Raw genomic sequence first — 16,160 nt, 5'->3', positions numbered from 1 at the left:
GCTCACAGGCGATTGGCACCGGCTTTGCTTAATCATGCAGACCTGCTGCGTCGGCCCGCCCGACAGACCACCACTGCCTTTTAGTCTTGATTGCCATGTCCGATGCTCTGCTGCTGATTCTTGGCACCGCGCTGGTCAATAACGTGGTGCTGGTGAAATTCTTAGGCTTATGTCCCTTCATGGGCGTGTCGAACAAGCTCGACAGCGCCTTGGGCATGGGCCTGGCCACCACCTTTGTGCTGACCCTGACCGGGGCGGCGAGCTGGCTGCTGGAGCACTGGCTGCTACAGCCTTTGGGCATCGGTTTTTTGCGCATTCTGACCTTCATCCTGGCCATCGCCGCCGTGGTGCAGTTTACCGAAATGGCGGTGCGCAAAATCTCCCCCGCGCTTTACCAGGTGCTGGGCATCTTTCTGCCGCTGATCACCACCAACTGCGCGGTGCTCGGCGTAGCGCTGCTCAATGTGCAGGAGGAGCACGGCTTTAGCGAAAGCCTGCTCTACGGCTTTGGCTCAGCGCTCGGCTTCACCCTGGTGATGGTGCTCTTTGCGGGGTTGCGCGAGCGCCTGGCGCTGGCCCAAGTACCGGACGCTTTTGCAGGCTCGCCCATTGCATTTGTCGTGGCCGGGCTGCTGTCACTGGCCTTCATGGGCTTCGCGGGGCTGGCATGATCAGCGCCATCCTCAGTCTGACCGCACTCGGCCTGGCCCTGGGCACCCTGCTCGGGATCGCTGATCGCTTTCTGCGCGTGCCGGCCAACCCGTTGGAGGCAGAAATCGAGGCCCTACTGCCAGGCTCGCAGTGCGGTCAGTGTGGTTATCCTGGCTGTGCGCCGGCGGCTGCGGCACTAGCGGCTGGCGAGGCCGCAGTCACCTGCTGCCCACCGGGCGGGCGGGCACTGGCCGAGGCACTGGCCGAGAAGCTGGGCGTGACTCTCGATGCCTCGGCGGTAGCCGAGCAAGTGCCCATGGTGGCCTTCATTCATGAGCGCTCCTGCATCGGCTGCACCAAGTGCCTGAAACGCTGCCCGACCGATGCCATTCTGGGGGCCAAGGACATGATTCACGCCGTCTTTGCCGATGCTTGCACCGGTTGCGAGCTGTGCTTTGCCGACTGCCCGACCGAGTGCATCGAAATGCGCCCGGTTGGCTACACGCCCCAGACCTGGTACTGGCCACTGCCGCAAGCCAATTCCAACGCAGGCAAGGCAAGCGCGCCGATCATGGTCACACTCAATGCTGATGGGGTGGCACTCTGATGCGCCTGTTCAGCATTCGCGGCGGGGTTCATCCGCAGGATCAGAAAAGCCTGTCAGCCGAGCGCCCGATTGAGCCGCTTCCCTTACCACAGTTGCTCCACCTGCCTTTGCAGCAGCATATCGGCGCCGCCGCCAACCCCATGGTCGAGCGCCGCCAGCAGGTTGCCAAGGGTGAGCTAATCGCCCGCGCCCAAGGGCCGGTCTCTGCGCCCATTCATGCGCCAACCTCGGGGCGTATCGCCGGCATCGGGCTTTATCCGGCCAATCATCCCTCGGGATTGTCGGTACGCACCATCTCCTTGCAGCCAGACGGCGAGGAGCGCTGGGTTGAAGGACTCGAAGGCGTGGCTGATCCCTTCGCGCTCGAGCCTGAAGAAATCGCCCGACGCGTCGCCGCCGCCGGCGTGGTCGGCTTGGGCGGGGCCACTTTTCCGGCAGCGGTCAAGCTCAATCTGCGCAACCGCTATGAGCTGCACAGGCTGGTAATCAATGGCGCCGAATGCGAGCCTTATCTAACCTGTGATGATCGGCTGATGCGCGAGCAGGCCGCTGCTATTGTCGATGGCGCGCGCATCATGGCCTATGCGCTGGGTGTCGCGCGCATCATCATCGCGATTGAAAACAACAAGCCCCAGGCACAGCAGGCGATGCTAAACACCGCAGTCGGGCATGGCGGTCTCGAAATCGTCGGCCTGCCGATGCACTATCCGATGGGTTCGGAAAAGCATCTGGTGCAGACCCTGACCGGTCAGGAAACCCCGGCGCGGGGCCTGACCGCCGACATCGGCGTAGTAGTGCACAACCCGGCCACCGCCTTTGCCGTGCATCAGGCACTGCGCGACGGACGCCCGTTGATTGATCGGGTGGTGACCATCACCGGCGGTGCCATCAGCCAGCCGCGCAATCTGCGCGTGCCCATCGGCACCCGCATCGAGACCCTGATCGAAGCCAGCGGCGGTTTTGCCGAGCCACCCGCGCGCCTGGTTAGCGGCGGGCCCATGATGGGGCAAGTCATTTCCAGTGCGCGCGCGCCGGTAATCAAGGGCACCAACGGCATTCTGGCGTTAACCGAGGCCGAGACGCGCATCCGCGAGCCCTCCGCCTGCATCCGCTGCGGCAAATGCGTCGAGGTCTGTCCCTGCGGCCTGGTGCCGCTGGAAATGGCCGCCCTGGTGCGCGCCGGTCAGCCCAAACGCGCGGTGGATGCGGGCCTGCTCGACTGCATCAGCTGCGGCTGCTGCGCCTATGCCTGCCCGGCGCACCTACCGCTGGTGCAGTACTTTGTGCACGCCAAGGGCGCCATGGCCGAGCGCGACCGTATCAAGCAGAAACAGACCGAAACCAAGCGCCTGGCTGACCAGCGCACAGCACGCATGGAGGCCATCAAGCAGGCCAAGCGCGCGGCAATGGCGAAGCGCAAGCCAGCCGCAAAACCGGCAGCGAGTGATTGACAAAATGCTAGCCCCAACCTATGCCGCCAGCCCCCACACCCATGCGCAGACCAGCGTCGCGCGCACCATGCGGCTAGTCATGCTGGCGCTGGTGCCAGCGACCCTGCTTGGGCTCTATCAATTCGGCTGGCCGGCAATTTTTCTTTTTGGCATCACTGTGCTGGGCGCACTTTTGTGGGAGGCGCTAGGCCTGAAACTGTCAGGGAAATCCGTGCGGCCGGGGCTCATGGATGGCTCAGCACTGTTGACCGGCTGGCTGCTGGCCATGACGTTGCCACCCTGGGCGCCCTGGTGGGTTGGGCTGCTGGGGGCTTTTCTCGCCATCATTGTCGGCAAGCAGATTTTCGGTGGCTTGGGGCAAAATCTTTTTAACCCGGCCATGGTCGCGCGCATCGCCTTGCTGATCGCGCTGCCGCTGGAGATGACCAGCTTCGTTTCACCCGCGCCCTTGTTCTCGGCTGGCGCGCCCGGTTTTTTGGACGGGCTCAGCATCGCGTTTGGCGGTGCGGCCGAAACCACCATCAATACCGGAATCGGCCAGTATGACGCGTTGAGCGGTGCTTCTGTGCTCAACGATGTCCGCACCTCCCTGGGGCTGGGGCAGTCGCTTGATGCCATTTTGCCCGCTGTCTTTGACCCCTTCGCCGCGCTCTGGGGCGGAGTGGCCGGCAGCCTGGGTGAGACCTCGGCACTGCTGCTACTGCTTGGCGGTCTGTTCCTGCTGCAACAGCGGGTGATCCGCTGGGAAATTCCGCTGGCGGTGCTGGCCAGCATCGGCCTTATGGCCGGCTTAATGCACCTGCTCGACGCCGGGCGCTATCCGGGGCCGCTGTTTCACTGGCTGCAAGGGGCCACGCTGCTGTGCGCCTTTTTCATCGCCACCGACCCGGTCACCTCACCCGTCTCGCGCGCCGGGCAACTCGTTTTCGGCGCTGGCTGCGGGGTGCTGATCTATGTCATCCGCACCTGGGGCGGCTATCCGGAGGGCGTGGGCTTCGCGGTGCTCTTGATGAACGCCTGCACGCCGCTGATCGATCATTACCTGAAACCACGCATCTATGGCCGCGATCGCCGTGGACAGCCGCTCAAGGTATCTGAGACCAAAGCCACGCCGGCCAATCCTCAGGGAGGTCAGCCATGACCGCCGTTCTCAACCCCAGCTATCGCCAGCGCATCGGCTATCAGGCCGGGCTGCTCGGCGGGTTTGCCATGGTCGCGGCCGCGCTGCTGACCATGGGCAACATCGCCACCCACGAGGCCATCGCTGAACGTCACGCCGAGGATCTGCGTGCCTCCCTGACCCAAGTGATCCCGGCGGACCTGCACAACAACGACCTGCTCGCCGCCACCCTGGAGCTGACCGGCCCGGATGGCACGCCCCGGACTGTCTATCGCGCCCTGCAAGGGCTTGAAGTCCAGGCCGTCGCCTTTCGCGTTTCCGAGCCGGGCTATTCCGGGCCGATTGAGCTGATGCTGGGGCTGGATGCGAGCGGGCGCATCTTGGGTGTGCGGGTGCTGTCTCATACCGAAACCCCCGGGCTGGGCGACAAAATCGAAGTGGCGCGCGATGACTGGATTCTGGCCTTCAATGGTCTGACGCTGGGTGATCCGCCGCCTGAGCGCTGGGCGGTAAAAAAAGACGGCGGCGATTTTGATCAGTTCAGCGGCGCCACCATTACCCCCAGGGCCGTGGTCAAGGCCATTAGCGGCGGGCTTCAATGGTTCGCCGACCAGCGCGCAGCCCTGACCACCTCGGCCGTGATTCAGCAGGAGCAACCCCATGGCAACAGCAACTGACACGGCCACTGTGGAATCGAGACCTAAGGCCCCCGCCACCGACTGGGCGCGCCTGGCGCGCGATGGGCTGTGGGACAACAATGTGGTCTTCGCCCAGGCGCTGGCGCTCTGCCCGCTGCTGGCGGTAACCGGCACCGCAACCAACGGCCTTGGGCTTGGTCTGGCCTCAACCTTTGTGCTGGTAATGTCCGGCTTCACCATCGCCCTGCTACGCGGCCTCATCACCCCACAGGTGCGCATTCCGGTGTTCGTGCTGGTGATCGCCACCCTGGTCACCCTGGTTGATCTGGGCATGAACGCCTGGATGCACGATCTGCACAAGGTGCTGGGGCTGTTCATCCCGCTAATTGTCACCAACTGCGCCATTCTCGGTCGCGCGGAGTCTTTTGCCTCGCGCAACCCGGTGCTGCCGGCAGCCTTTGACGGGCTGATGATGGGTCTGGGCTTTACACTGGTGCTGGTTGTGCTCGGTGCGGTGCGCGAGATCCTCGGCTTCGGCACCCTCTTTGCCAACGCATCTCTGCTGCTTGGCGAGGGCCTGCGATTTCTGGAACTGACCATCATCCCCGACTATCGCGGCTTTCTGCTGCTAATCCTGCCGCCAGGCGGTTTTCTGGCACTCGGCTTTCTGCTCGCCGGCAAGCGGCTGATCGACCGCCGCGCCGCGCGCGCAGGCTGACGATTAAGGGAGGGAGAACCCATGCAAGTCAGCGTCGCCTACGCGGACAAATTCAAACAAACCTGGCTCACCCTGGATGTGCCCGATGGCAGCAGCATCCAGGAAGCCATCGAGCACTCCGGCATCCTGCGCCAATACCCGGACATTGACCTCGACACCCAGAGAGTCGGCATTTTCGGGCGCCTCAGCAAGCTCGAGGCCAAGCTCAAGCCCGGCGACCGGGTCGAGATCTACCGCCCCATCACCGCCGATCCCGAGACCATTCCCCGGCGCGATCAATAGAACGCGGGCCGAACAAGGGTCAAAGACAAGACTCTCCCGCCAGTCCCCAGCCGATCTCGCGGCTATAATTTCAGCCGCAGAGACGACATTGAGGACTCCCAATGATCAGCGCGCTGAAAAACGCAGTATGCCAGCGACCCGGCCAGCGAAATAGAAAAACATATTCATTGAAAGATCAATCCCAAAAGAACGAAAGAAGAGGGCTACGTCAAGGGTATTATTATATACTCACAAAGCGTCTTTATTTAAATATTTACAGCAAACGAATTTAACACCAAGGACACCAAAACCCAATGCTTTTCAGCTTTTTATCGCTTTCTTATAAACATCCTCGAATTGACAAACAACACTACTAAGCGAATGTTTTTGTATTATTTTCAAACTTTCCTTTCCCATTGTTTTTCTTAACTCCTTGCTGGCCAATATTTTAATAATTTTCCTGGCCATGTCATCTGCGTCGCCAGGGGTGAACAAAAAACCATTTTTTCCATCATGCACCAACTCCGGAAGGGCATCCTTATTTGTCGCGACCACGGGAAGACCGGTTGCAAGAGCTTCCATTGTGACGATGCTTTGTAATTCCGCCTCCGAGGAAATTGCAAACAGATCCGCTAGCGCATAAATTCCAGGAAAATCTTCTTCTGGAATAAATCCCGTCAGCGTGACATTATCGGAAATTCCGAGTTCCTTCACCATGTTGCATAGACTTTCCTTTTCTCTTCCGCCGCCACAAATGATAAAATGACATTCGATCTCTTCCAGAACTTTTTTTGCCGCTTTAACCCAAACATCCAATCTTTTCTCGCCACTAATCCTTCCTGTATAAAGGACTTTCGGCTTTGCTGGCAGTTGATATCTTTTTTGGAGCTTTCCCGGGTCATTTTTTGGATTGAATATCTCGAAATCTATTCCGTTTGAAATCGGAGTCGCGGAAACGTTAAGTCCATTATCCAGAAGCATATTCACCGCAGTTTGCGTCGGAGAAACAACGTGGTCGCACAAATTATAAAAACCAACCAAAAACCTCCATCCTCCACGTTCTAGAACACGAAATAAAAACCGTGTTTTCGCAATATGCATCACCAGATTTTCTGGCTGCAAATGGTTGCTACCAACGATTGGTATTCCTTTATATTTGGCATATAAAAGCGCCGTGGTTCCAATTGCCCAAGGATTGTGTAGATGCACCACATCTGGCTTGAACTCCTTGATTATTCGCCCAATTCCGATGGCGGGAAAAGGAGAGACTTTGTAATCCTTGTAAAATGGCCAAGTGTATGCATGGCGCCGGTAGATGGTCGTGTTCTTGTCCTTCTCGGTATAGCTGGAGAAATTCGCTGCCGGCGCCAGAATCGAAACGTCGTGGCCATTCTTGGCTAGTTCTATGGCTAGATTGTGCTCCGCCACAGCCCCACCGTCGATGTTAGGATAATAACTTTCTGTCGCAAACACTATTCTCATTCACTTTACCTTGTGTAGTTATAATCTTGATAAGGTGCATTTCATCAAGTCGCTGGAGATCACGCGAAGTGAGTTTCAAACAAACCTCGTACCGGCCATCGGCGAATGCCATGCTTGCGACGGATTCCAGCCACATGGTCGCACACTTTATTATGACTGTCAGCTAGCTCGCTGTTTTCCTGAAATTTCAAATTTGCCCTGGTTACCGCCGGGAGCGCTTCCTGGGTGGGGGCTGGGCTTTTTCCAACGCATCAAGCGAAAGAGGTCATCCCAGGTAGTGAAAACCATGTAAAATTCAAACTAACCTGATTGCCGTACACTTGGTAGACGATTCGATAATTGCCTTCGATCACTTCCCGTATATCATCACGCGAAAGCTCAGGTACTTTGCGGCCAGCAAAAGGCGCATTCACGATCTTCGCGCCTCGCGCGCGCAAACGGCCTATCCAGTTTTGCGCGGCCCTGGGGTTATCTGCGGCAATGTAGTCTCGAATGGCAACAAGATCCCGAGCAGCAGTGACAGTCCATTTTAGCTCCATTAAGCGCCTGCTCAAGCGCTTCTTCGCTCAGCAATCGACCATGTTCCACGTCGTTAAGGCCATCTTTCACGGCTTGAACAAAGCGCAGCTGTTCACGAAGATCCGCATAGTCGCTTGGCGAGACAAGCACGGCGACCGCACACCCATCCTGTGTGATAACGACAGGTTCCTTTGAACTCGCGATACCATTGAGCAACGCCGACGCCTGATGCTGGAAGTCAGCCAAGGACAGGGTGGTTTCTGAAACAGGAGCTGGCTTCATGATCGCCTCTCGCCTCTTTAGGGTGATTGTGTTTGCGAGTACAGCCCGCCAGCGGCTGGCCATCAACGTCCAGCCGGGCGCGAACCCGCTCATGCTGGGACTCGACGCCAGCGGACGCATCCTGGGCGCGCGCGCATCCAATCCAGATCAACGCCAAGCCTCGTTCGTCAAGCCCTCAGTCGGTCTCGTGGTTATAATCAAAACCAAGGAAACGGCATGGAGGGTTGCCCATGGCCAGCGCCCTAAAAGAATGCTTCGTCAGTATCGAGGACTATTTCACCCTGGACTCAGAGACCGCGCCCGAACGCTGGGAATGGCGCAATGGCGATGTCTATTGCAGGAGTGGCGCCCAGCCGGAGCACAATGTGATTTGCATCAATGTGATTTGCATCAATGTGGGCGCCGAACTGCGCGCGCGACTGCGCGGCTCCGCGTGCCGCACCTTCCCAAGCGATCAGCGCGTGAAGGTCCATGCCGGGAGCCCCTACCTGTATCCGGATGTCTCGGTTGCCTGCCATCCCGAGTTCACCACCATCAATGGTCTAGGTACGCTGCTGAACCCGATTCTGATCGTCGAGGTGCTGTCAACGACCACCGCGCAGAATGATCGCGGCACCAAGTTCATGCAGTACCAGACCATTGCGTCACTCACCGACTATCTGCTGGTCGACTCAAGCGAGGTCGCCGTCCTGCATTTTCGTAAGGAAGGCGGGCGCAAGGAAGACTCGGTGTGGACACCGCGATTGCTCGAGCAGGCCAGTGATGCAATCAACTTGCCTGACCTGGACATCAGGCTCCCCCTGGCCGAGATCTATCTCGACACCGGACTGCTCGCTGAAACCAAGCAGGCATGAGCGGACCGCCACAGATTCGATCAAGGCAACTCGGCGTCACGGCGTTTCAGCTCCGCGACCACCAAGGCATCTGCCGGCAATAGGCCATCGGTCTTGGCGAGTTCCTCGCCGAGCGCGAGGGCCTTTTCAAAGTGCATCCGTGCCACCCTGGCTTCGCCATGATCGGCGTGCCACCCGCCGGTGATTGCGTGCGAGATGAACAGATCGCGCTGCCATAGGGTGTTGTGCTGATCGCGCGCGACCAGCTCCTCGACGATGTCCAAGGCATGCTCGAACGCCATGCGAGCCGCAGCCGAATTTCCATTCTTCAATTGCGCATCGCCAATCTTGTTGAAGCTGATGGCAACATTGCGCTGATGGTCGGCATTGTCGGTATCGCTTGCCGCTAGAGCCTTAGCGATGGGAAGACCTTCCTGGTAGGCAGCCAGGGCAGCGGCCACATCGCCTTGCTGCAAGTGGAGATCGCCAATGTCCTGTAGCGAGAGCAGAATATTGGATTGCAGGATGCTGTTTTCGCGATGACGTTCGGCCAGAGGCCGGAGCATGGCCAGCGCCTCCTCATGTGCCTTCAAAGCAGCAGCCCGGTCACCCGTGGTGACTTGGACATTGGCGATCCGGCGAAGAGTGTACCAAAGGTCTCGCTGCCCCTGGATATTGCTCGGATCTTGCTCGGCGTGCCCACGACAGATCTCAAGGGATTCCCTGTACAAATCCAGGGCAGCAGGCGGATCGCCCTGTTGCACCAGGATGTCTCCGACCTTGTTCAGACTGATGGCAAGGTCGCGACCCCACACCCGGTTATTCGGATCCTCGGCGGTCAGGTCACGGGCGATGTCCAGGGCTTCCTGGTAATAGTCCAGAGCCTGATTGACCTCGCCCGAGCGCAAACGCAGGTCACCAATTCGGTTAAGACTAATGGTCAGGTCGCGAAGCCAGACCAGATTGTCCGGATCGCGCACGGCCAGTTCCCGAGACAATTCCAATCCTTCGCTAAAGGCGGCCAGGGCGGCGCGGGACTTTCCAACGGTCAGGTGCAGATCACCGACTTTGGTCAGGGCCACCAGGGTATCCCGAATCCAATCGCTGTTTTCCGGATCGCTCTCGCTGAGCGCGCGGCGGATGCCCAGCACATTCTCATAGGAGGTCAGTGCGGCATCCGTCTGCCCGAGCTGTAGTTGGATATTGCCGATGCGCTCCTGAGTGACCGAGAGGTCGTGCTGCCATTTGGTGTTATCAGGATCGCTCGCGACCAAAACCTGGACGAGGGTCATCGCTTCCTGGTAAGCGGCAAGGGCCCCCTGAGTGTCGCCGCGAAGCACACGCACGTCACCGGTCTTGTTCAAGCTAACTGCCAGGTCACGGCGGGCAGTCGGGCTATTCGGCTCCCGCTTCGCCAGCGACCGCCGGGTGGCAAGCACCTCCTCGTAAGCGGCCAGGGCACCCGCAGCGTCGCCCTGCTGTAGGCTGATATCGCCAACCTTTTCCCATGCGATCGAGACATCCCGCTGCCAACGCGCATTGGTGGCGTCCCCGGCAGCGAGGGCGCGACTGATGGCCAAGGTTTCCTCATAGGCTGTCAGGGCGGCCTCGGCCTGGCCGCTTTCTTTCTCGATGTCGCCAATACGGTCCAAGGTCACGGACAGATCGCGCTGGGCTTCCGCATTATCTGGGTCGGCTGCGGCGAGAATCCTGTCGATGCGCAGTGACTCCTTGTAAGCCGTCAGGGCGTCTTCCAGGCTCCCTTGCAGGGCGTACAGATCTCCCAGCGCCAGCAGGGCAGCAGAGCGGCTGCGCTGAAGCACCATGTCATTGGGATTGGACTCCGCCAAGGTATCTTGCAGACGGCGGGCCCGCTCCAGAATGGAGCGAATAATGGCACTGGGCACGCGCGAGTCTTTAAACTTCTCGGCCAGATCAAATACCAGGGTGTTCGCGCTCTCGGTGGCGGCACGCAGGGCAGTTTCAGCCTCAACCCGACGCTGCTCGGCGATGCCGCGCTGACGTGTTGCCTCCGCCGCGTGCCGTTCTGCCTCCAACTGCCCGGTGAATCCGTACCATGCCCCGAGGCCCGACAGCATGGCCAGCACCGCCATCATGGCGGCGACCAGACGGATACGACGCAGGCGACGATCACGCTGTGCGCGGGCAGCGCGGGACGAGGCATCAATATAGGCAATATCCAAGGCATCAAGATCCTCGCGCCGGCGCGCCAGAAGGTCTTCTGCTTCAGCCAGGGCGATGCCATCGGGCAGCAGGCGCGCATTATCCTTATCTTGATCGAGCCATACACCCAAGGCCGCACTCACTCGCCCCCGCGCTTTCAGAAAGTCGCGCTCCCGCTCCAGCAAGGCGCGATAGCGCGGCCAGCGGCGCAACAACGCCTCATGAGCCAAGCGCACCCTGGCCCCCGTCCCTTCGCTGTTCTCCCCACTAGTCGGAATGGCATCGCTGACCAGCAGCCGCGCCCCCACCAAGGCCTCGACAACCGCCGCCCGTTCCGGATTGCGCCCCAAATCGTCCCACCCCACCAGTCGTCGCGCCGCATCGGCCTCCTCTGACCCATCGCCGGCTTCCAACCCGGCTAGCGCAAGCAATACGCCGTCAACCGCTGCCGTCCGATGCGCTCCCAGAGCCGCACAAACGGCTTCTGCCTGACTGGCGATCGCACCCTCAAGGCCACCGAGAGCGTCATAGCTTGCGAAGGTCAAAACCGACAGGCCTTGTTGCTCAACATCGCGCCGGTAGAGTTCATCCAAGGTGAATTCGAGCAGGGGCAGCGCATCTTGGCCGCTCGCCGCCTCGCGCAAGGAGATATCCAGACCCACCTGGGTTTCTGAATGTTCTTCGAACTCCAACCCCGCCGCCCGCGCTGGCAGACGGATGATCTGATCGAGCTCGGCGCCGCTCGGCGAGCCTAGATTGATCTGAGCCTCTCCGGCGCTCAACTCCAGCAGCGCCGGCACCTCCGCGAGCCGGTGGAAGTAGTCCGAGCGCAGGGTGGCGATCACCCAGACCAAGCCGCAATCCGCCAGGGACCGCAGCAACTCGGCGAAGCGCCCCGCCACCTGAGGCGAGAAGCTGCGGTGATCGGTAAACATCTCCTCTAACTGGTCGATCACCAACACCAGCCGCACTGGCGGGGAATCATTTGCCCCAGACGCCAGGCACTCGCGCTCGGCCACCCGGCGCAATGCGATCTCAAGAATGTCGCTGCCACTCCCATCGCGCAAACGCGCGGCGAGCCGCGCCGGGTCGAACCCCGTTTCCGCGATTTCCGGCAGCGCCGGGGCGGCCTGCAACGCCCCCGCCAGACGGTCGAACACGTCGTCCGCCTCTGCTGCACCATGGGCCCCGGGAGTGAGGATACAGCGCCGCCACAGCGAGACACCCGAGGTCACCCCCGGCCGCTCCAGCAGAGGCAGCACGCCAGCGCGTACCAGCGAGGACTTGCCGCTGCCGCTGGCTCCAAGCACCAGGACGAAGGCACGCCCCCGCTCCGCGCGCGCGCTCAGCCTATCCAGAACCTGGGTGCGTGCCTGCCAGCGCCCGAAAAAGATCGGCGCATGCTCCACATCGAAAGTCTGCAACCCTCGAAACGGCGAGCCTTGGTACCACGACAGACCAACCGCTGCCCTGTCGCTGCCAGGCGCTGCCGAGACCGCAGGCAAGAAGCGCCGCAGTCTCGCGCGCAAATGGATTTCCAGCTTCTCCTCGAACTGGTCCGCGCTGCTATAAGCGTTGTAGCCCAGTTTGAAACCACCGGTCTTGGTGTCCGCGAAGTGGCGGGTCCAAAAGGCCTCGAGCGCATCGAGTTGCGCAGCGGCGTCGCGCAGAGCGCGACTATCCTGGCCTCTCGCCAAAGCTTCGCTGCGGTTGCGGTAGACCAATAAGTCCGGGCGACCTTTGGCAGCGTATGCCTCTAGGGCATGTTCGACTTCCCACTCGGTCCCTGTCACAGGGACGCGCCCGTCAAGCCCACGGTACTCGCGTTTCTCGGTGCGCTCCGGCAGCGGAACGCCCATGCGCGACCAAAGGATGACAACCACGATATCGCTGTCACCTGGCTGCGGCTCGATGATGTCCTGGAAGTGCCCGCCTGCCAGCATGGGCTCGGTCTCCCAGAGCACAGGGCGGATATCCAGGAATCGGCCAAACTCCTGGTTCAATCGGTTGACAACCAGCACACAGCGACGCCGCTCAGCGGCCACATCGCCAGGTGAGGAAATGAAAATCGTGACGGGTGTGCGCTCAGGCATGGTGGCTGCCTCTGGCATAAGTAACGGGACCCCGGATGGGTCTCAAGCGATTCGAGATTCTAACGCATTGTCTCGCCCCCCAAGGCATGAGCCAGCATGGGTTCGTTACGAGGCAGTGATACCTTTCCGCGATACTTTGTCTTTAAATCGATGGAATCGCTGCCAGAACGCACCATGACCTGACAGCACCCGGCGGCTCGGTTACACTCGCATCATGAAACCGCGCTTGGCCATGGTGATGGACCCGATCTCGTCCATCAATATCAAAAAGGACAGCAGCTTCGCCATGCTGCTCGCCGCTCAGGCGCGCGACTGGGAACTCGGCTACCTGGAACTCGGCGATCTGTTCCTGCGCGATCAGCGCGTCTATGGGCGCAGCCGCCCATTGCAAGTGCGCGACGATCCAAGCGGCTGGGTCGATCTCGGTGAGGCCAAGCTGGCACCACTCGAGGCTTTCGACGTGGTGCTGATGCGCAAGGACCCGCCCTTTGATATGGAATACATCTGCGCCACCTACCTGCTCGAGCGCGCCCAGCGCCAGGGCTGCCTGGTGGTGAACGACCCGCGCGCCCTGCGCGACGCGAACGAAAAAATCTTCGCGACCGATTTCCCCGAGCTGGCCCCCGCACATCTGGTCGCGCGCGACGGCGCCGATCTGCGCGCCTTTGTTGCCGAACATCAAGACACCATCCTCAAACCGCTCGACGGCATGGGCGGGCGTTCTATTTTTCGCGTGCGTCAAGATGACCCCAATCTTGGCGTCATTATCGAAACCCTGACCGATCACGGCCAGCGCTTTTGCATGGCACAGCGTTTTATTCCCGAGATCACTGAGGGTGACAAACGGGTGCTAATGATTGAGGGCGAGCCGGTGCCGCACCTGCTCGCACGCATCCCCACGGGTGCTGATCCGCGCGGAAACCTGGCCGCCGGCGCGCTGGGACAGGTGCGACCGCTGGGCGAGACCGAGCACGCCATTGCCGCCCAGGTCGGCCCAGTGCTGCGCGAGCGCGGCATTCTTTTCGCCGGGCTGGATGTGATCGGCAACTTCTTAACCGAGATCAACATTACCAGCCCAACCTGCATTCGCGAGATCGACCGCGAGCGCAACACTGATATCGCAGGTGATCTGATGGACGCCATTGGCCGGAGGCTCGATGCGCGCTAACCCGCTCCACCCGCTCCACCCGCAACGCACCCGCCGCTGCACGCGCGGCCCAGGCAAGCGGCTCCTCACCGCACTGATGCTGGTCAGCCTGGCGCCGATCACCCTAATGCTGCATGGCTGCAACCAGGGCGAGACGCCGGTGCATGTCAGCCAGTTCGACGCCTTCGGCACCCGGGTCGATATGCAGCTTCTGGGCGTGTCCGAGCAACTAGCCACCGAGATCGCACAGCAAACCGCGACTGACTTCGGGTTAGTGGAATACGCCTTGGGGCTCGACCAGCCCGGACCGATGCAGCGGACCAATGAACTCCTTGCCACCACCGATCCCTTTGCCGCGCCTCCCTCCCTATTGCCGCTGCTCAAGCAAAGTCAAACGCTGGCCGCGCGCAGCGGCCATCTGTTCAACCCAGCCATCGGCCTGCTGACGCAGCTGTGGCGACCCGACCCCGTCACCGGTCGCTGCGAGCCCCCCCCTGACGCCGAAACCATCGCGCGCATCCTTGAGGCTCAACCTCGCTTGACCGATCTCAGCCTGAACGGGATTGAACTGCTGAGCGACAATCCTGCGGTCAAACTCGACTTCGGCGCCGTCACGCGCGCCTACGCGACCGATCTCGCCATTACCAACATGCGCGCCCGAGGCATGCGCGGCGCCATGATCCGCATCGGCACTGATCTACGCCTGCTCGGTGATCGCGCCGGGCAACCTTGGCGCATCCCTGTACTGCGTGGCAGTGGCGGCGCTGTTTTGGGCACGCTCAGCCTGCGCGGCGACACCAGCATCATCACCATCGGGCGTTTTCAAAAGCCCTGCGTTCGCGACGGCGAGCACTATCCCAGGACCATCGACCCCCGCACCGGCTACCCTGCAAAGGGCACACAAATGGTCACAGTGGTACATCCGGGAGATGCCGTTTCAGCCGCTGCGGCAGCGGCCGCGCTCTTCGTCGCGGGCCCCGAGCACTGGGGCCAGGTCGGAAAAAGAATGGGCATCACCGCCGCCTTGCTAATCGACGAGACCGGGCAGATTCATCTAAGCCCGGCCATGGCGCGCCTGCTACAGATTATCGACCGCAACGCCCAGGTGAGCCTGAGCCCGGCCTGGCAGGACTCCGGCACCGACTAGCCCCGGACTCCCTGCCATGTCCGCCGCCGCCCCGCTTCCGCCTCACACCCCAAACGCGCGGCTACCGCTGCTGATTGCCACGGCACTCGCGCTGCTCCTGCACCTGGCCGCCGGCTTGGCTGTGGCCGCGCTCGACCGGCCACTGCCCCAAGACGCGAGCGGTACTGAGACACAGGCAGCGCCTCTGACCTTTGATTTAGTCCCAGCACCAACACCAGCGGACGACCCACCCACCAAGCCCGCACCTATCGCAGAAAAGCCGCCCGAGCAGTCAAGCGAGGCGGCATCGACGCCAGACCCCGCATCGGCGCCGCCTGAAGCGGTCGCGGACGAAACCAGCACCGACCCAGACCAGCTCCCCGATCAGAGCCCTGATCAAATCGAGGATCAAATCGAGGATCAGATCCCGGACCAGATCCCAGACCAGATCCCGGACCAGATCAAGGACCAGACCCAGGACCAGGACCAGACTCCAACTGCATCCATCACTGCCACCGAAACGCCTCCAGCCGCGCAGGCCCCACTCGCGCCTGCGCTCGAGCGCCCCAGCGCCCCGCCGACACGGCAGGTCTCGGCGGCGGACATTTTTGCCAGCCGCAATCAGGAGCTTGCAAGCCTGAGCCGGGCGCAGCACCCGAGCCAGCGCGGGGCGACGCAAAGCCGGCGCAAAGCCATCAGCGCCAACACCCAGGAGTACATCTACGCCAACTATCTTGAGTCCTGGCGACGCAAGGTCGAGCGCATCGGCAACCTCAACTACCCCGAAGAAGCCAAGGAGAAGCGCCTGTTCGGCAGCCTGGTGCTGCAAGTCTCGGTGCGCGCCGACGGCAGTCTGGAAGGCGTGCGAGTACTGCGCTCATCCGGGCATCAGGTGCTCGACCAGGCCGCCGTGCGCATTGTCGAACTGGCTGCGCCCTTCGCCCCCTTTCCCGACGACATCCGCGCGCACCACGACGTACTCGATATCACCAGAACCTGGCAATTCCTGCGCGAGCACAAGCTTGGCTGGGACAAATAACGCAAACTG

Annotated in this window: 15 protein-coding genes; 11 read left to right on the top strand and 4 right to left on the bottom strand. The window is 61.2% G+C overall.

The window, feature by feature from the left end; translation table 11 throughout:
* The first annotated feature begins 95 nt into the window (after positions 1 to 95).
* From rsxA to Thiofri_RS04000, 7 genes are read left to right on the top strand one after another with little or no spacing between them, the layout of a single operon-like run.
* Positions 96 to 671 (top strand): electron transport complex subunit RsxA, encoded by a 576-nt coding sequence (gene rsxA / locus Thiofri_RS04030; RefSeq protein ID WP_009150433.1) that lies wholly within the window; start codon positions 96 to 98, stop codon positions 669 to 671.
* Positions 668 to 1,258 carry an electron transport complex subunit RsxB gene (gene rsxB, locus Thiofri_RS04025; RefSeq protein ID WP_009150432.1) on the top strand — a complete coding sequence of 197 codons (591 nt, stop codon included), beginning with the start codon at positions 668 to 670 and terminating at the stop codon, positions 1,256 to 1,258. Before rsxA ends, rsxB begins: the two co-directional genes overlap by 4 nt.
* Entirely contained in the window at positions 1,258 to 2,709 is a 1,452-nt protein-coding gene (gene rsxC, locus Thiofri_RS04020; protein WP_009150431.1) for an electron transport complex subunit RsxC, read from the top strand. Before rsxB ends, rsxC begins: the two co-directional genes overlap by 1 nt.
* 4 nt (positions 2,710 to 2,713) lie before the next feature.
* Positions 2,714 to 3,850: an RnfABCDGE type electron transport complex subunit D gene (locus Thiofri_RS04015; protein WP_009150430.1), complete on the top strand. Its 1,137-nt coding sequence runs from the start codon at positions 2,714 to 2,716 to the stop codon at positions 3,848 to 3,850.
* A complete protein-coding gene (gene rsxG, locus Thiofri_RS04010; protein WP_009150429.1) occupies positions 3,847 to 4,506 on the top strand; it encodes an electron transport complex subunit RsxG in 660 nt (219 codons plus the stop codon). The genes Thiofri_RS04015 and rsxG overlap by 4 nt, the downstream gene beginning before the upstream one ends.
* A complete protein-coding gene (locus Thiofri_RS04005) occupies positions 4,490 to 5,185 on the top strand; it encodes an electron transport complex subunit E (protein WP_009150428.1) in 696 nt (231 codons plus the stop codon). Before rsxG ends, Thiofri_RS04005 begins: the two co-directional genes overlap by 17 nt.
* A 21-nt stretch (positions 5,186 to 5,206) precedes the next feature.
* Positions 5,207 to 5,467 (top strand): RnfH family protein, encoded by a 261-nt coding sequence (locus Thiofri_RS04000; protein WP_009150427.1) that lies wholly within the window; start codon positions 5,207 to 5,209, stop codon positions 5,465 to 5,467.
* Between the two features lie 300 nt (positions 5,468 to 5,767).
* Here the strand turns inward: Thiofri_RS04000 and Thiofri_RS03995 are convergent, their stop codons facing one another.
* From Thiofri_RS03995 to Thiofri_RS03990, 3 genes are all read right to left on the bottom strand, one after another.
* On the bottom strand, positions 5,768 to 6,928 hold the full coding sequence (locus Thiofri_RS03995) for a glycosyltransferase (protein WP_009150426.1): 1,161 nt from the start codon (positions 6,926 to 6,928) through the stop codon (positions 5,768 to 5,770).
* A 251-nt stretch (positions 6,929 to 7,179) separates the two neighbouring features.
* Positions 7,180 to 7,467 carry a type II toxin-antitoxin system RelE/ParE family toxin gene (locus Thiofri_RS24705; protein ID WP_009150425.1) on the bottom strand — a complete coding sequence of 96 codons (288 nt, stop codon included), beginning with the start codon at positions 7,465 to 7,467 and terminating at the stop codon, positions 7,180 to 7,182.
* Positions 7,397 to 7,822, bottom strand: coding sequence for a type II toxin-antitoxin system Phd/YefM family antitoxin (locus tag Thiofri_RS03990; protein WP_190275849.1), 426 nt, complete (start codon positions 7,820 to 7,822; stop codon positions 7,397 to 7,399). The genes Thiofri_RS24705 and Thiofri_RS03990 overlap by 71 nt, the downstream gene beginning before the upstream one ends.
* A gap of 137 nt (positions 7,823 to 7,959) precedes the next feature.
* Here Thiofri_RS03990 and Thiofri_RS03985 point away from each other — a divergent pair, with 137 nt between their 5' ends.
* On the top strand, positions 7,960 to 8,583 hold the full coding sequence (locus Thiofri_RS03985; protein WP_009150423.1) for a Uma2 family endonuclease: 624 nt from the start codon (positions 7,960 to 7,962) through the stop codon (positions 8,581 to 8,583).
* Between the two features lie 20 nt (positions 8,584 to 8,603).
* Here the strand turns inward: Thiofri_RS03985 and Thiofri_RS03980 are convergent, their stop codons facing one another.
* Entirely contained in the window at positions 8,604 to 12,839 is a 4,236-nt protein-coding gene (locus tag Thiofri_RS03980; protein WP_009150422.1) for an ATP-binding protein, read from the bottom strand.
* Positions 12,840 to 13,053: 214 nt separating this feature from the next.
* Between Thiofri_RS03980 and gshB the strand changes: the two genes are divergently transcribed.
* From gshB to Thiofri_RS03965, 3 genes are read left to right on the top strand one after another with little or no spacing between them, the layout of a single operon-like run.
* Positions 13,054 to 14,007, top strand: coding sequence for a glutathione synthase (gene gshB, locus Thiofri_RS03975; protein ID WP_009150421.1), 954 nt, complete (start codon positions 13,054 to 13,056; stop codon positions 14,005 to 14,007).
* Complete coding sequence (locus Thiofri_RS03970; RefSeq protein WP_009150420.1) at positions 13,997 to 15,133, top strand: FAD:protein FMN transferase; 1,137 nt, start codon at positions 13,997 to 13,999, stop codon at positions 15,131 to 15,133. Before gshB ends, Thiofri_RS03970 begins: the two co-directional genes overlap by 11 nt.
* A 16-nt stretch (positions 15,134 to 15,149) precedes the next feature.
* Positions 15,150 to 16,151, top strand: coding sequence for an energy transducer TonB (locus tag Thiofri_RS03965; protein ID WP_009150419.1), 1,002 nt, complete (start codon positions 15,150 to 15,152; stop codon positions 16,149 to 16,151).
* Positions 16,152 to 16,160 lie beyond the last annotated feature (9 nt).

The sequence above is a fragment of the Thiorhodovibrio frisius genome (assembly GCF_033954835.1).
Lineage (GTDB): Bacteria > Pseudomonadota > Gammaproteobacteria > Chromatiales > Chromatiaceae > Thiorhodovibrio > Thiorhodovibrio frisius.
Note: the sequence above shows the minus strand (reverse complement) of the source record. Positions and strands in the feature narration are given on the sequence as shown.

What these genes read in the sequence shown, in the direction of transcription:
- Thiofri_RS04015 (WP_009150430.1), top strand. Translation starts at nt 2,714, where the DNA reads ATGCTAGCCCCAACCTATGCCGCCAGCCCCCACACCCATGCGCAGACC.
- Thiofri_RS03985 (WP_009150423.1), top strand. Translation starts at nt 7,960, where the DNA reads ATGGCCAGCGCCCTAAAAGAATGCTTCGTCAGTATCGAGGACTATTTC.
- Thiofri_RS03980 (WP_009150422.1), bottom strand. Translation starts at nt 12,839, where the DNA reads ATGCCTGAGCGCACACCCGTCACGATTTTCATTTCCTCACCTGGCGAT.
- Thiofri_RS03965 (WP_009150419.1), top strand. Translation starts at nt 15,150, where the DNA reads ATGTCCGCCGCCGCCCCGCTTCCGCCTCACACCCCAAACGCGCGGCTA.
- Thiofri_RS04000 (WP_009150427.1), top strand. Translation starts at nt 5,207, where the DNA reads ATGCAAGTCAGCGTCGCCTACGCGGACAAATTCAAACAAACCTGGCTC.
- Thiofri_RS03995 (WP_009150426.1), bottom strand. Translation starts at nt 6,928, where the DNA reads ATGAGAATAGTGTTTGCGACAGAAAGTTATTATCCTAACATCGACGGT.
- Thiofri_RS03970 (WP_009150420.1), top strand. Translation starts at nt 13,997, where the DNA reads ATGCGCGCTAACCCGCTCCACCCGCTCCACCCGCAACGCACCCGCCGC.
- gshB (WP_009150421.1), top strand. Translation starts at nt 13,054, where the DNA reads ATGAAACCGCGCTTGGCCATGGTGATGGACCCGATCTCGTCCATCAAT.
- Thiofri_RS24705 (WP_009150425.1), bottom strand. Translation starts at nt 7,467, where the DNA reads ATGGAGCTAAAATGGACTGTCACTGCTGCTCGGGATCTTGTTGCCATT.
- rsxA (WP_009150433.1), top strand. Translation starts at nt 96, where the DNA reads ATGTCCGATGCTCTGCTGCTGATTCTTGGCACCGCGCTGGTCAATAAC.
- rsxC (WP_009150431.1), top strand. Translation starts at nt 1,258, where the DNA reads ATGCGCCTGTTCAGCATTCGCGGCGGGGTTCATCCGCAGGATCAGAAA.
- rsxG (WP_009150429.1), top strand. Translation starts at nt 3,847, where the DNA reads ATGACCGCCGTTCTCAACCCCAGCTATCGCCAGCGCATCGGCTATCAG.
- Thiofri_RS04005 (WP_009150428.1), top strand. Translation starts at nt 4,490, where the DNA reads ATGGCAACAGCAACTGACACGGCCACTGTGGAATCGAGACCTAAGGCC.
- Thiofri_RS03990 (WP_190275849.1), bottom strand. Translation starts at nt 7,822, where the DNA reads ATGAGCGGGTTCGCGCCCGGCTGGACGTTGATGGCCAGCCGCTGGCGG.
- rsxB (WP_009150432.1), top strand. Translation starts at nt 668, where the DNA reads ATGATCAGCGCCATCCTCAGTCTGACCGCACTCGGCCTGGCCCTGGGC.